This window comes from Acidobacteriota bacterium (genome assembly GCA_009861545.1).
Taxonomy (GTDB): Bacteria; Acidobacteriota; Vicinamibacteria; order Vicinamibacterales; family UBA8438; genus WTFV01.
Window position 1 is genome coordinate 1 of sequence record VXME01000161.1, and the last position, 13,890, is coordinate 13,890.

At 70.6% G+C, this 13,890-nt stretch carries 11 protein-coding genes, 1 tRNA gene and 2 pseudogenes; 2 read left to right on the forward strand and 12 right to left on the reverse strand.

Annotated elements, in window-relative coordinates:
- Positions 1 to 203 precede the first annotated feature (203 nt).
- The 10 genes and pseudogenes from F4X11_25405 to F4X11_25450 all read right to left on the reverse strand — a co-directional run bounded on the left by F4X11_25405 (position 204) and on the right by F4X11_25450 (position 9,857).
- A pseudogene (locus tag F4X11_25405) lies at positions 204 to 302 on the reverse strand (SHOCT domain-containing protein).
- A gap of 242 nt (positions 303 to 544) precedes the next feature.
- Positions 545 to 2,002, reverse strand: a complete 1,458-nt coding sequence (locus F4X11_25410; GenBank protein MYN68316.1) for a DUF1501 domain-containing protein — start codon at positions 2,000 to 2,002, stop codon at positions 545 to 547.
- Positions 2,003 to 2,004: 2 nt separating this feature from the next.
- The gene (locus F4X11_25415) at positions 2,005 to 3,390 is read right to left on the reverse strand and encodes a DUF1553 domain-containing protein (GenBank protein MYN68317.1); all 1,386 of its coding nucleotides are present in this window, start codon (positions 3,388 to 3,390) and stop codon (positions 2,005 to 2,007) included.
- Between the two features lie 693 nt (positions 3,391 to 4,083).
- A pseudogene (locus F4X11_25420) lies at positions 4,084 to 5,190 on the reverse strand (DUF1549 domain-containing protein).
- Positions 5,191 to 5,322: 132 nt separating this feature from the next.
- Positions 5,323 to 5,730: a hypothetical protein gene (locus F4X11_25425; protein MYN68318.1), complete on the reverse strand. Its 408-nt coding sequence runs from the start codon at positions 5,728 to 5,730 to the stop codon at positions 5,323 to 5,325.
- Positions 5,731 to 5,863: 133 nt separating this feature from the next.
- Complete coding sequence (locus tag F4X11_25430; protein ID MYN68319.1) at positions 5,864 to 6,697, reverse strand: hypothetical protein; 834 nt, start codon at positions 6,695 to 6,697, stop codon at positions 5,864 to 5,866.
- Positions 6,694 to 7,722 carry a hypothetical protein gene (locus F4X11_25435; GenBank protein MYN68320.1) on the reverse strand — a complete coding sequence of 343 codons (1,029 nt, stop codon included), beginning with the start codon at positions 7,720 to 7,722 and terminating at the stop codon, positions 6,694 to 6,696. Before F4X11_25435 ends, F4X11_25430 begins: the two co-directional genes overlap by 4 nt.
- A 47-nt stretch (positions 7,723 to 7,769) precedes the next feature.
- A tRNA-Pro gene (locus F4X11_25440) sits at positions 7,770 to 7,846 on the reverse strand.
- Positions 7,847 to 7,886: 40 nt separating this feature from the next.
- Positions 7,887 to 8,282, reverse strand: a complete 396-nt coding sequence (locus F4X11_25445; protein MYN68321.1) for a MerR family transcriptional regulator — start codon at positions 8,280 to 8,282, stop codon at positions 7,887 to 7,889.
- Positions 8,283 to 8,459: 177 nt separating this feature from the next.
- Positions 8,460 to 9,857, reverse strand: coding sequence for a ribosome biogenesis GTPase Der (locus F4X11_25450; GenBank protein ID MYN68322.1), 1,398 nt, complete (start codon positions 9,855 to 9,857; stop codon positions 8,460 to 8,462).
- 72 nt (positions 9,858 to 9,929) lie between these two features.
- Between F4X11_25450 and F4X11_25455 the strand changes: the two genes are divergently transcribed.
- Positions 9,930 to 10,202 (forward strand): integration host factor subunit beta, encoded by a 273-nt coding sequence (locus tag F4X11_25455; GenBank protein MYN68323.1) that lies wholly within the window; start codon positions 9,930 to 9,932, stop codon positions 10,200 to 10,202.
- The gene (locus F4X11_25460) at positions 10,195 to 11,076 is read left to right on the forward strand and encodes a site-2 protease family protein (GenBank protein ID MYN68324.1); all 882 of its coding nucleotides are present in this window, start codon (positions 10,195 to 10,197) and stop codon (positions 11,074 to 11,076) included. The genes F4X11_25455 and F4X11_25460 overlap by 8 nt, the downstream gene beginning before the upstream one ends.
- An 8-nt stretch (positions 11,077 to 11,084) precedes the next feature.
- On the opposite strand, the gene priA is transcribed toward F4X11_25460, so the two are convergent.
- Positions 11,085 to 13,331: a primosomal protein N' gene (gene priA, locus F4X11_25465; protein ID MYN68325.1), complete on the reverse strand. Its 2,247-nt coding sequence runs from the start codon at positions 13,329 to 13,331 to the stop codon at positions 11,085 to 11,087.
- On the reverse strand, positions 13,331 to 13,890 hold a 560-nt coding region (locus F4X11_25470), incomplete at its 5' end, for a uracil-DNA glycosylase (GenBank protein MYN68326.1). The genes priA and F4X11_25470, both read right to left, overlap by 1 nt.

A 13,890-nucleotide genomic window follows, 5' to 3' on the forward strand; every position in this document is an offset into this window, starting at 1 on the left:
CCCCGGCGCGGGTCCCCCCCCGGCCGGCGCCGGAGCCCCCACCCCCCGACCCGTACCCGGCGCCGGCCGGAGACGCCGACGCAGAGAAGCCGAAGGCTGCCGGTCCGGACGCGGCGGCGGAAGCAGAAGCGCCCGCAGCGGAGTCGGAGGCGAAGCCGGCGGAAGCCGCCGAGGAGCCTGCGCCGACACCCGAGACCGCGGACGCCGGGACCGCCGGCGCCGGGACCGCCGACGCCGGGACGGCCGACGCCGGGACCGCCGACGAGGCCGAACCCGCGGCAACGAAACCCGCCGCGGCCACCGACGCGGCTGCGTCCGACGCGGTCGAGCCGGCCGCAGGCGAGAGCCCGGAAGCCACCGGGTCAGCCCCCGAAACGACACCCGACGCAGCGAAGAAGTGAATCGGGGCCACGTCTCGCGTGGCCCGCTGGCCGACGCGCACCGGCCGGAGGCGCCGGGTCGGCCGCTACGCCGCTGAGGAACAGCCGGCCGAAGGAAGCGGCGGCGAGCAGGCCCGTCGTCGAAGGCCGGCCCGCCTGCCGGCTTACGCCAGAATCCCGTCGACCACCCTGCCGTGGACGTCCGTCAGGCGGAAGTCGCGGCCCTGGTACTGGTATGTCAACCGGGTGTGATCGATGCCCAGCAGGTGCAGCATCGTGGCGTGCAGGTCGTGGATGTGCACCGGATCGCGGGCGATGTTGTAGGAGAAGTCGTCGCTCGCCCCGTAGGTCGTGCCCGGCTTGACGCCGCCGCCCGCCATCCAGATGGTGAAGCAGCGCGGATGGTGGTCGCGGCCGTAGGTCTCCTCGGTGAACACGCCCTGGCAGTAGGCGCTGCGGCCGAACTCGCCGCCCCAGACCACCAGCGTCTCGTCCAGAAGCCCCCGATTCTTCAGGTCCTGCACCAGCGCAGCCTGCGCCTGATCGACGTCCCGCGCCTGCCGCTCGATACCCGTGGGCAGCCGCGTGTGCTGGTCCCAGCCGCGGTGGAAGCACTGGATGAACCGTACGCCCCGCTCTGCGAGACGGCGCGCCAGCAGGCAGTTGCGCGCGAAGGTACCCGGCTGGCGAGCATCCGGACCGTAGAGATCGAAGACGCTGTCCGGCTCGTCCGACAGGTCGGTGAGCTCCGGTACCGAGCTCTGCATGCGGTAGGCCATCTCGTACTGGGCGATCCGCGTGCTGGTCTCCGGGTCCCCGAACTCCTCTTCCTTCAGCCGGTTCAGCGCGCCGAGGTCGTCGAGGAAGCGGCGCCGCGTGCCCTGGTCGACCCCCGGAGGGTTCGACAGGTAGAGGACCGGATCGCCGGTCGAGAGGAACTTCACCCCCTGGTAGCGCGTGGGCAGAAAGCCGCTGCCCCACAGCCGGTCGTAGAGCGGCTGCCCGGTCTGCGCCGAGCCCTTGGAGATCATCGCCACGAACGTCGGCAGGTCCGCGTTCATGGTCCCGAGCCCGTACGACAGCCAGGCCCCTATGCTGGGCCGTCCGGCGAGCTGCGCCCCGGTCTGGAAGAACGTGATGCCCGGATCGTGGTTGATCGCCTCGGTGTGCATCGACTTGATGAAGCACAGCTCGTCGACGATCCCGGCGGTGTGCGGCATCAGGTCGCTGACCCACGTCTGCGACTCGCCGTGCTGCCGAAACGGGAACTTCGACGGCACGAGGGGAAAGCGCTCCTGCGCCGCGGTCATGGTGGTGACGCGCTGGTTGCCGCGCACCGAAGGCGGCAGGTCCTCCCCCACCATCTCCGCCAGCGTCGGCTTGTAGTCCCACAACTCGTGCTGCGACGGCGCCCCGGACTGGAACAGGTAGATCACCCGCTTGGCCTTGGGCGCGAAGTGCGGCAGGCCCGACAGCCCGCCCGCCACGGCCGGAGCCGTTCCGGGCGCCTGGGCGCCCAGGTCCTGTCCGAAGACGGTCGCCAGCGCGGCCGTGCCGATGCCGGTGCCCGCCAACTCGAGAAAACGCCGCCGGGTCAACCACTGTTCGAGAGGCGTATTCATCGTCATTCCTTGGTGATGGTCCCGTCGAAGTTCAGGATCAGGTTGGCCACCATCGTGTAGGAGGCCAGTTCCGCCACGTCCAGGGTCTCGTCGCGTGCGGACTCGCCCTGGCTGATCAGGTCCAGCGCCGCGCCGCGGTCCGACTGGTAGCGTTCCAGGTGCCGCTCGAAGCCGTCGACCAGGATCGCCTCGGCGTCGGGCGACGGACGGTGCGCGGTGGCGAGGCGATAGGCGAAGTCCACGCGCTCGGCCGGGGTCTCGCCGCCCTCGGTCATCATCCGCTCCGCAAGGCGCCGCGCCGCCTCGACGTAGGTCACGTCGTTCATCAGGTTCAGGGCCTGCAGCGGCGTGTTCGTCCGACCGGTGCGCACGATGCAGGTCTCGCGGGTGGACGAGTCGAACGTCATCAGCGTCGGCGGGCCGAGCGTCCGCTTCCAGAAGGTGTACAGGCTGCGGCGGTACAGGTCGTCGCCCTCGCCCAGGACGTAGTCGCCGTAGCCGCCCTCGACCATGTCGGCCCAGAGCCCTTCCGGCTGGTACGGCTTGACCGACGGTCCGCCGAGCTGCTCGACCAGAAGCCCGGACAAGGCCAGCGCCTGGTCGCGGATCATCTGCGCCGGCAGCCGCAACCGCGGCCCGCGCGCGATCAGCCGGTTCTCCGGGTCGGCCTCGAACTCTTCGGCCGTCACCTTGGACGCCTGCCGGTAGGCCGCGCTCGTCACGATGGCCCTCTGCAGCGCCTTCATGTCCCATCCCGAGTCGATGAACGTGGTGGCGAGCCAGTCGAGCAGCTCCGGATGGCTGGGGTACTCGCCCTGCGTGCCGAAGTTCTCTACCGTCTTGACCAGACCCGTCCCGAAGTACATCTGCCAGAAGCGGTTGACGGTGACCCGCGCGGTCAACGGATGATCGGGATCGACAAGCCAGCGCGCGAACGCCAATCGGCTCGCCTCCTCCCCTTCCGGGAGCGGCGGCAGCACGGCCGGAACGCCCGGGAATACCTCCTCGCCCGGGTTGTCGTAGGCTCCCCGGTTGAGCCTGAAAGTCGGGCGGCGCTCGGCCATTTCCTCCATCACCATGACGGTCGGGAAGCTCGCCCACAGGTCCTCGCGCTCCCGCTCCAGGGTCGAAACGTTGCGCGAGGCCTCCAGGATTTCCGGCGGTGCATACTGGTTCAGAAAGGCAAGGCGCAGCTTCTCGGCCTGGGCCGGCGTCCGTCGATCCGGCGAGATCCGGGCGATGGCGGTAATCGGCTCGGCCGTCGCCACCACCCCGACCAGCTCGGGTGTCAGGGCCGCGCCGTAGATCCGCACGTCGTCGATGACCCCCTCGAAGCGCGGCTTGGTCGAGCCGCTCGCCCCGATGCGCAACGGGTAGCGCTGCGGCATGCGGTTGCCGACCAGGTCGAGCATGGGCTTCAGCTCCCTCGACTCGCCGTTCACGTAGATGCGCATGCCGCCGGGCGTCTTCGAGCCGTCGTAGGTCGCCAGCACGTGCTGCCACTCGTTGAGCCGTACGTCCTCCAGCGTCTCCGCGCTGACGCCGTCGTCGAGGATCCGGGTCGACATGTTGAACCGGAACTTGCCCTCTTCGAGGTAGAGCCCCCAACCAACCTCGCCCTGGTCGCCCGCGTCGGCGCGCGAGACGATGACCCCGCTGGAAGCCGTCGGGTAGATCCAGGCGGCCAGCGTGAACGGATCGTCGTAGCCGACGCTCGGGCTGAGACCGGCGTTGATGAACCGCTGCCCGTCGAAGGCGGCGGCGTCCCCGATGCGTCCGTCGACGAACTGCGGCTGGCCGTCCTCGAGCACCCCGGTCACGAACGTCCCGTTGTGGACCCCGGCGATGTCGCCGTCGAGGGCGTGGTGCGCCAGCAGGTCGTCCCGCAACGTCCAGTCGACACGTCCGGCGTTGGCAAGCGAGCGCTCCCAGGCCGCCTGCGCCGCTGTCGCATCCGCTTCCAGCGCGGCGAACGCCTCGCGAGCCTCGCGCAGCCTCTCGTCCAACTCGGCGAGCTCGGCATCCTGCTCCGCGGTCGGGGCGGTGATGAGCGGCGGCGAGTTGACGTACTTGAACGCCTTGCCCCGCTCCGGGATGTTGTTGAAGTTCGCCAGGACCTCGTAGAACTCCCTCTGCGACAGCGGATCGAACTTGTGGTCGTGGCAGCGGGCACAACCCAGCGTCAGGCCGAGCCAAACGGTCGAGGTGGTCTCGACGCGATCGACCGCGTACTCGACCAGGAACTCGTCGACGACGATGCCTCCCTCGCCGTTCTGGCTGTGGTTGCGGTTGAACGCGGTGGCGATGCGCTGGTCGCGCGTCGCGTTCGGCAGCATGTCGCCCGCGAGCTGCTCGATGGTGAACTGATCGAACGGCATGTTCGCGTTGTAGGCGTCGATCACCCAGTCGCGCCAGCGCCACATGGTCCGCTCGCCGTCGGTCTGGTACCCGTTCGTGTCGGCGTAGCGGGCCGCATCCAGCCACTCGGTGGCCATCCGCTCGCCGTAGCGGTCGGAACCGAGCAACCGGTCGACCGCCCTCTCGTAGGCATCGGGCGAATCGTCGTTGAGGAACGCGGCCAGATCGCCCGGCGTCGGCGGCAACCCGGTCAGGTCCAGCGTCACGCGCCGCAGCAGGGTCGCACGATCAGCCTCCGCCGACGGTCCGAGACCCTCCGCGTCCAGGCGTGCAAGGACGAAGTTGTCGATCGGGTTGCGGACCCATTCCGGGTCGGAGACCGGCGGCACGGCGGCACGCTCGGGCGGGATGAACGCCCAGTGCGACTCCCACTCCGCGCCCTGATCGATCCACAGCCGGACCGTCTCGATCTGCTCGTCGGTCAGCGGATCGGCGTCCCGGGGCATCCGCAAGCGACTGCTGCCGGTCACCAGCCGTTGGTACAGACGGCTCTCCTCCGCATCCCCGGCCACCACCGCGGGACCGCCCAAACGGCCTCGGTCCTCGAAAAGCCCATCCTGGACATCGAGCCGGAGGCCGCGCTGGCGCGTCGCCTCGTCCGGCCCGTGGCACGAGAAGCAGTTGGCGGACAGAATCGGCCGCACCTCGCGGGCGAAGTCCACGACGCGCTCGGGGGCCGCTCCGGTCGCAGCTTGTCCGCCGCCGCCGGGCTCGGCGCGCAGATCCGCGGACAGCAGACCGCCGCACGCTGCGGCGGAGAGCAGGGACATCAGAAAACGCGCATGCCGACATGTCGTACTCATCGAATTCTCCCAACGGGCGTCAGGCAACCGACTTGCCTGGCAAGCCCATCCCGCTCCGCGGCCGGAACCGCCCCGTCCACCCGAACGTCCGTACCGGAACTACCTGATGCCGCCGGCGCGATTGGCCGAGCCGCCCAGGAACAGCCGCTCACCGTTCTCGAGTATGAAGTTGCGGCCGACGGCCTTCTCGGTGCCGTCCTTGGCGCGGTAACCCTCGACCGCGAGGAACGTGCCCACCTCGACGGTGTTCCGGTTGACGCCCTGCCGGATCAGCTCGTTCGGGCTGCCCCCCTCGACCAGCCAGGTGGAAGTCGTCCCGTCCTCGGCCTCCACGTCGATGTGGAACCAGGAATGAGGATTGATCATCTCCCACTTGACGAGTTGCCCCTCCAGCGTGAGGGGCTGCTCGATATCGAACTCGGCCGAAAAGGCATGGTGCGCGGACAGCGGCACGGCAGCCAGCAATACGGCTGCGCCGAGGGCGGCGACGGCTCGGTTCGTTCGCATCAGACTTCTCCTTGTCCGCAACCGCTAGCCCGACAATCGTCGCCGAACGCGACCGCTGCGGTCGCGCTGCGGCCTCCGATTATCGCCCAGCCAGGCCTGACCAGCAGTCTGCACCGTTCCACGGCACAGACTGCTAGGGATCCACCTTCTTGCGAAGATGGCCGTAGATCAGATCCTCGACGAACTCGACGCAGCGGAACTCCATCAGCTCCGCGTTCGGCTCCACCCGCCGGTAGAGCGGCATGCGCATGCTCCAGGGGCGGGTGTAGACGTCGGGATCCTCGAGCGTCACGTGGTAGTCGAGCGTCTCGGGACTGCGCGCGGTGAAGCGCTCGACGACGCGCAGGGCCGTGCTGTGATGGTTCCCCGCCCGATCGAGCCACGTCTGCCCGTAGAAGCCGCTCGTCTCGACCACGAGGGTCTCGCCCTCCCAGCGCCCGTTGGACCACCCCATCCACGTGTCGGCCGGAGACTCCATCTGATCCTCCATGTAGATGGTCCGCACCGCGCCGGCGAACTCGTGGATGATCATGATGTGCGAGCGGCTCTGGATGATCTGGAACGGATACGGCATGTAGGTGGCGCGCGGCGTGCCCGGCAGGTAGCACTTGATGGCCGGGTCCCGCTCCAGGCGGTTGGCGAAGTTCTCGTCGCGCTGCGCCAGGGCCTCGGGGGTGTACGGAATCGTGCCGCCCTCCACCACCCCGAGCCCGCCGGGAACCGCGCCGAGCGCGCCGAGTTCCCGCACCGGGCTGAAGTCCGCCGAGTGGGGCTCCACGTTCCAGTGCGCGTTGTTCAGCGCCTGCCAGATCCCGTTCAGATCGGGTGTGCCGTCGGCCGTGCGGGGCGCCGTGTAGCCGGTCTCCTGCGCATGCGCGACACCCGGCTGCGCAAGTCCCGCGCCCGCGATCACGACCGCGATCGTCCACCCCGACAACCGGCGCCGTGCAGTCGGACGCGCCGTCATCTCTGCGACTCCTCCCGCGCGGCCGCCTCCGCCGCACGCTGCTCCTCGAGGCGCGCCCCGACCAGCGTGTTGTAGAGGCCGTAGTTGCCCTCGTGGCACGCGTGCTCGAAAAGCGGGCCGATGGTCTCCTTCATCGGCATCTCGGCCGTCCAGGACCGGTCCCAGGTCAGCGGATCGTCGACGGTGAACCGGTACATGATCGTCTCGTCGTCGACGCGGGTGAACCGCTCCGTCACCTGCATCCGGTCGCTCGAGCCGTTGAACGGGTTCTTGCCGTTGATGTTGGTCGTCTCGACCACCAGGGTGTCGCCCTCCCAGCGTCCGCGGGACATCCCCATCCACTGCCGCGCCTGCGCCGGCGGGCCCGGGCGGCCGTCCAGCGGGATGATGCGCGCGTCGTGGATCATCTCGACCAGGATCATCACGTAGTCCCGGTTCTGGACGATCTGGTAGTTGGCGTTGTAGCCCGCGTTCATCATCGGCGGGCCGGCACCGCGCATGATGATGCAGCGGTCGTCGAGCTGGTTGGCCTCGGCCGAATCCCAGCGTCCCACCCGTTCACGCTCGGCCGCCACCTCGGCCGCGCGCCGGCGTCCCTCGGCGTTGACCGGCGGCAACCGGCCGTTCGGCGGGTCGATGATGAGCGACGTGCGCAGGTTGCGGGCGAACGGCGACTGGCTGCGGTCGAGCCCGAACTGCGTGAAGTCGTAGTGGACGTCGGGGATCGTGCCGGGAGTGGTCTGCGCGAACTCGCGCTCGGCGCGGCCCTGCTCGATGGCCGCCGCCTCCTCGACGGTATAGAAGGCCTTGTCCACGCCCTGCGGCCGCTCGAGCGGCGTGTAGGTCTGGTTCGTCCAGAAACCCTGAAGGTCGGGGTGCCCGTCGGCGGTCCGCGGAACCGAATACGACTCCGCGGATGCGCCGTCCGACTGCGCCTGGCCCGCGCCGGCCGCCGGGATCAGCAAGACGGCCACGGCCGCAAGAACCTGCGCGGCGGAAGAAAGCCACCGGGACCGATGATGCATGAGGAACTCCTCCCCGCGAGTCTTCCGGCCCTCCGCAGGCATGAGAATGGTCGGGATGACTGGATTTGAACCAGCGACCCCCTGACCCCCAGTCAGGTGCGCTACCAGACTGCGCCACATCCCGACGCTCGACGACAAACCTGCCGAAAGACCGCGGCGGAACGTCACGTGCCGCGGCCCGACCCGCCCTGCGCGGACAGCAGGTCGAGAATCGACCGGAGCCCGCGCTTCACATCGAGGATACGCTCGCGTGCATCCGTCCCCGGCAAGTCGGCCACGATCGGTTCCGGAGCCGCCGGTTGCTCGCTGATCAGCCTCCGCCGCGCCGCGCCGAGCGTCAGCCCCTCTTCGAAGAGCAGCCGCCGGATCTCGAGCACCAGCTCGATGTCGACCCGCCGGTAGACACGAGCGCCGGTGGTCGTCGACGCACCCAGCGTCGGGAACTCTCCCTCCCAGGACTTGAGCACATACGGCTGAACCCCGGCGATGGAGCAGACCTCGGCGGCCTTGAACAGTGGCCGGTCGGGAATCTCGACGTCGACGCTCGGCGACCTGTCCATCCTCTGTCGTGGTCAGCCAGTATAGCGCAGTCCAGGAGCCTGCGCCGCCGCACGCAGCGCAGCGGCGTTCCGGGGCGCAGGGTCCCGGAGCGGGGGGGATGGGCCGGAACGCCGCGCCGGAGAGGCGTTTCGGGGTGCTCGTACGGGACGACGCCCGCCGCCGGGCCCGCGCCCCGGTTACGAGCGCCGCCCGCGCCGCGCCGGCTCGCGCCGGGCCCGCGCCCTGACCCGAATCGGGGACCCTTCGAAACCGAAGGCGTCCCGGAGCTGGTTGCGGAGGTACCTCTCGTACGAGAAGTGAAAGCGCGTCGCGACGTTGGTGAAGAAGACGAACGACGGCGGTCGGGCGCCGATCTGGGTAGCGTAGAGGATCTTCACGGCGCGGCGGCCGGGGCTCGCGGGACGGTGGTGAGCCGTGATCCGGGCCACGACACGGTTGAGCTCGCCGGTCCCGACGTGCGCCGCCCGCGCCGCGGCGACGTCCACGGCCCGCTCGATGATCCGCGGCGCCCGCTGCCCGGTAAGCGCGGACACGTGCAGGATTGGGGCGAAGTCCGCGAACCGCAGGGCGCGGCGCAACTCGGCATCGAACGTCTTCGAGTATCCCTGCCCGCGGTCCTTCACGAGATCCCACTTGTTGGCCGCGATGACCACGCCGCAACCGGCGCGTTCGGCTTCGCCGGCGATCACCGCGTCCTGCCGTGTCACGCCCACGGTCGCGTCGACGAGCAGCACCGCCACGTCGGCCCGTGCGAGCGCGCGCCGGGCAAGGACGACGCTGACCGCCTCGACCGCTCCCGCCCGGGCCACGCGCCCCGGCCGCCGAATGCCGGCCGTGTCCACGAGCCGGATACGGCGGCCGTGCCAGCCGACGAGGGTGTCCACCGCGTCGCGCGTCGTTCCGGCGCTGTCGCTGACCAGCACGCGATCCTCGCGCGCGAGCCGGTTGACCAGCGACGACTTGCCGACGTTGGGCCGGCCGACGATCGCGATGCCGACCTCGCGGTCCTCGCGTCCGTCGCCGGTCGGCGTCGAGGTCGAGTCCGCGGGCCGCCGGCCGCGTCCGGACAGGCACGCGACCACGGCATCGAGCAGATCACCGACCCCCAACCCATGCTCGGCCGCGATGGACAGGGCGGGAGAAACGGCCAGGCGCTCGAACTCGGCCGCCCCGGCACCGGCCCGCCGATCGTCCACCTTGTTGATGGCCAGCACCATCGGCGCCCCGGCGCGCCGCGCCTCCCGCACTACCTCTTCATCAGCGGGCACGAGTCCCTCGCGGGCGTCCACCAGAACCACGATGACCGCCGCGGTCCCCACTTCGCGGAGGCCGCGTTCGGCGACCGCCGCCTGCAGCGGGTCCGCGCTCGCCCCGAACACGCCGCCGGTGTCCACGAGCTCGAACTCCGTCCCGAGCCACTCCACCGGATGGCGCATCACGTCGCGGGTGGTCCCCGCCACCGGCGCCACGATGGCGCGGCGGCTGCCCGCCACCCGGTTGAACAACGTGGACTTGCCGACGTTGGGCCGGCCCACGAGCACTACTCGCGTCCCGGCGCTCGTCTCCTCGTGCATGACACTCCGGCTTGACAGCCGTAAATCACCGTATCTATGCTAGTTATACAACTCTCTGGAGCACGGCGCGACATGATCAAGGTCGACATCGTCAACCAGGTATCGAAAGCCGCGGACATCACCAAGGTGAAGTCCGAGCGGGCGGTCGACGCGGTCTTCGACGCCCTGCGCACTTCGATGCAGCGTGGCGAGCGCATCGAGCTCCGGGGCTTCGGCGTCTTTCAGGTCAAGCCCCGCAAGCGGGGCATCGGGCGCAACCCGCGCACCGGCAAGGAAGTCCGCATCCCTCCCGGTCGCACCATCCGCTTCAAGCCGGGCAAGGACCTGCAGAACATCCGTGCCTAGCGACCGGAGGTGGCTGCCGCTGGCGCTGTTCCTCGCCACGCTCGGCAGCACCATGTACATCGGCGGTTGGCACCACGCGTACTTCCTCGCCGACTACGCCGAAGAGACGCCCCCGTACGCGCTGCTTCCCGGTGCATGGTACAGCTTCACGATCCTCGCCATCCTGGGCACCCACGAGCTGGGCCACTACTACGCCTGCCGCTACTACGGGATCGATGCCTCGCTCCCCTACTTCCTCCCGGCCCCGTTCCTGGCCGGCACCATCGGCGCCTTCATCCGCATCCGGCAGCGGATACCCACCAAGGCGATGCTCTTCGACGTCGGTGCGGCGGGACCGATCGCCGGCTTCATCGTGGCCGTGCCGGCACTGTTCGGAGGCCTGGTGCTCTCGCGGGTGACGCCGATTCCGGAGCTCGACGCCGGCGGCCTCATACTGGGCGAGCCGCTGCTGTTCAAGGCGGCGGCGTGGTTGATCTGGGGCGCGCTCCCCGAAGGCCACACGATCATCCTGCACCCGATGGGCTTCGCCGCCTGGTTCGGCCTGCTGGCGACGGCGCTGAACCTGTTTCCGATCGGCCAGCTCGACGGGGGCCACATCTCGTACGCCGCGCTCGGCAGCCGCTCCACCGCCGTCACCCTGACCGGCGCCGCGATCGTGGTCGTGTTGACGTTCTTCTCCCTGAGCTGGCTGGTCTGGGCGGTCCTGATGGTCGTCATGCTCGCCGTCTTCGGCCCGCGCCATCCGCGCACGCTGGACGATCACGTGCCGCTGGATTCGCGGCGCCGCTGGGTCGCGCTGGCCACCGCGGGCATATTCGTGCTGTGCTTCACGCCGGCGCCGATACAGCTCGACGGCTTCGGGGCCGACCCCTGATACCGGACCTACAGCAGGTTGATCGGATCCACGTCCACGGTGACGCGCCGGCCCAGGTCGGGGCCCGCGTCGAGCGCCGCCTGCAGCGCGACCCGCATCGCGCGCCGATTCGTTCCCTTGAGAAAGATCTGCGCGCGGTGCTGGCCGCGCAGCCGTGAGATCGGCGCCACGGCGGGTCCGAGCACCTGGAACGACCCGTCGGCGGCGCGCAACGCACCGGCCAGCCTGGCCGCGTCGCGCATCGCGGCCTCCAGCGTGCGCCCGCGCACGACGGCATTGACCATCGACAACACCGGCGGGTAGCGCAGCGCGGTGCGGTAGCGCATCTCCTCCTCGAAGAACGGGCCGTAGGCCTGCCGGCAGGCGTGCACGATGCTGTAGTGCTCCGGATGGAACGACTGCAGAATGGCGGTCCCCGGCCGGTCGCCGCGGCCGGCCCGCCCCGCGACCTGGGTCAGCAACTGAAAAGTCCGCTCCGCCGCGCGGAAGTCGGCCACCTGCAACCCGGCGTCCGCCGAGACCACCCCGACGAGGGTCACGTTCGGGAAATCGTGCCCCTTGGCGATCATCTGCGTGCCGACGAGCACGTCGACGTCCCCTCTTCGAAAACGCGCCAGCAACGAGGCCCCGGCGCCCCGGCGCCGCGCCGCGTCGCGGTCGAGACGGGCTATCGCGGCGCCGGGAAAACGTTCCGCGACGTCGCTCTCGATCCGCTCCGTGCCGAACCCGACGGTGTCCAGGTACGGCCCCGCGCAGTGGGCGCAGGTGGAGGGCCGCGCCACCGAGTAGTTGCAGTAGTGGCAACGCACCCGGCCGGCCCCGCGGTGGAGCGTGAGCGCCACGCTGCAGTTCGGACACTCGAAGGTCCGCCCGCACTGGCGGCAGAGCACCGCCGACGCGAAACCCCGCCGGTTCAGCAGGATCAACGCCTGCTCCCCCCGCGCGAGCGTGCTCTCCAGCGCATCGGCGAGCGGTCGGCTGACCGCCACGTCCGCCCCGCCGCTCGCCACCTCCGAGCGCATGTCGACGATCCGCACCTCGGGCAGCGGACGCCGGTGCACGCGCTCGGTCAACCGCATGCAACGGTAGCGGCCGTTGCGGGCGTGGTGGAACGTCTCCAGGGAAGGCGTGGCCGAGCCGAGCACGACGAGCGCGCCCGCGCGCCGCGCGCGCACGATCGCGACGTTCCGCGCGTGGTAGCGCGGGCTCTCCTCCTGCTTGTAGGACGTGTCGTGCTCTTCGTCCACCACCACCAGCCCGAGCGCGTCCAGCGGGGCGAACACCGCCGACCGCGTGCCCACCACCACCGCGATCTCGCCGCGGCGGGCGCGATGCCACTGATCGTGCCGTGCGCCCGGAGAGAGCCCGCTGTGCTGTATGGCCACGCGATCGCCGAACGCTCCCCGGAAGGTCTCCGTCACGGACGGCGTCAACGCGATCTCCGGAACGAGCACCAGCACGCGGCGCCCGTCCGCCACCACCTGCCGGGCGAGCCGCAGGTACACCTCGGTCTTGCCGCTGCCGGTCACGCCGTGCAGCAGGGCGACGTGGAAAACGTGTTCCGCCGCCAGGGCCCCCAGCGTCTCGAGCGCGACCCGCTGCTCCGGCGTCGCCTCGACCGCCGCGCCGCCGTCTCTCGCCTCCGCGGCGCCTCCGGACGCGAAAGGGTCGCGTTCGACCCGCCGGGAATCGACCGCCACCAGGCCGCGTTGGCGCAGGCGGGCCACCGTCGTCGACGGCACGCCGTCCTGGCGCAGCCGCGCCGCTGCGATCCCGCCGGACACCGCGGCGAGACGGTGCAGCGCCGCGCGTTGCTTCGGCCCGAGCCGGCCCGCCGTCCCGGCCAGCAGCGCATCGCGGCCCGCCGCCGTGACGCGGACGACCCGTTCCGTCCGGAATCCACCGCCGCCTTCGAACGCCGACAGCGCGAGCGGCGGCATGGCGGCGGCCAGCGATTCGCCGGGCCCGCAAGCGTAGTAGTCCGCCACCCACAGGGCGAGGTCGACCACCTCCGGCGGCAGATAGGGCTCCTGATCCAGAGACTCCAGCAGATCGCGCAACTCCACCGGCGCCGCAGGTACGACGCCGCCGTCCGGCTCCGCGGGATCGGGAACCACGCACCCCGTCACCACGCGCCGGCCGAGGGGCACGCGCACGCGCCCCCCCACCGGCGGCGCCGGCATGCCGTCCGGCACCCGGTAGCTCAGCGCCGGCAGCGCGGGTACCGGGACCGCGACGGTCACGAGCACGGGCATCAGTCGTCGCGGAGGAGCGAACGGACCCGCTTCATGTCCTCCCAGACGTCCCGCTTCCGGTCGGGGCTCCGCAGCAGGAACGCCGGGTGGAAGGTCGGGATCAGCTTCGCGCCGCGGCACGCGTAGACGCGTCCCCGCGCCCGGGAGATGGGCAACCGCTCGTCGTCGAGCAGCGTGCGGACCGCGAACGAGCCGAGGGCGACGATGACGCGCGGTGCGACGGCGTCGATCTGCGCGAAGAGGAAGGGACGGCAGGTCTCGACCTCGTCCCGTTCGGGATTGCGGTTCTGCGGCGGGCGGCACTTGATGACGTTCGCGATGTAGACATCCTCCCGGCGAAGATCGATGGCTTCGATAATCCTCGTCAGCAACTGTCCCGCCCGCCCCACGAAGGGCTCCCCCTGCAGGTCCTCGTCCCGACCCGGGGCCTCGCCGACGAACATCAGCTCGGGGGGGGGGCCGGCGCCGCCGGCGCCGCGGTGGGGGGGGGCGCCCGGGCGGAGTGCACCCCGGCCAGTGCCCCGGGGGGGCCGCTGTTCCAGGACGGGGTGACACGGGC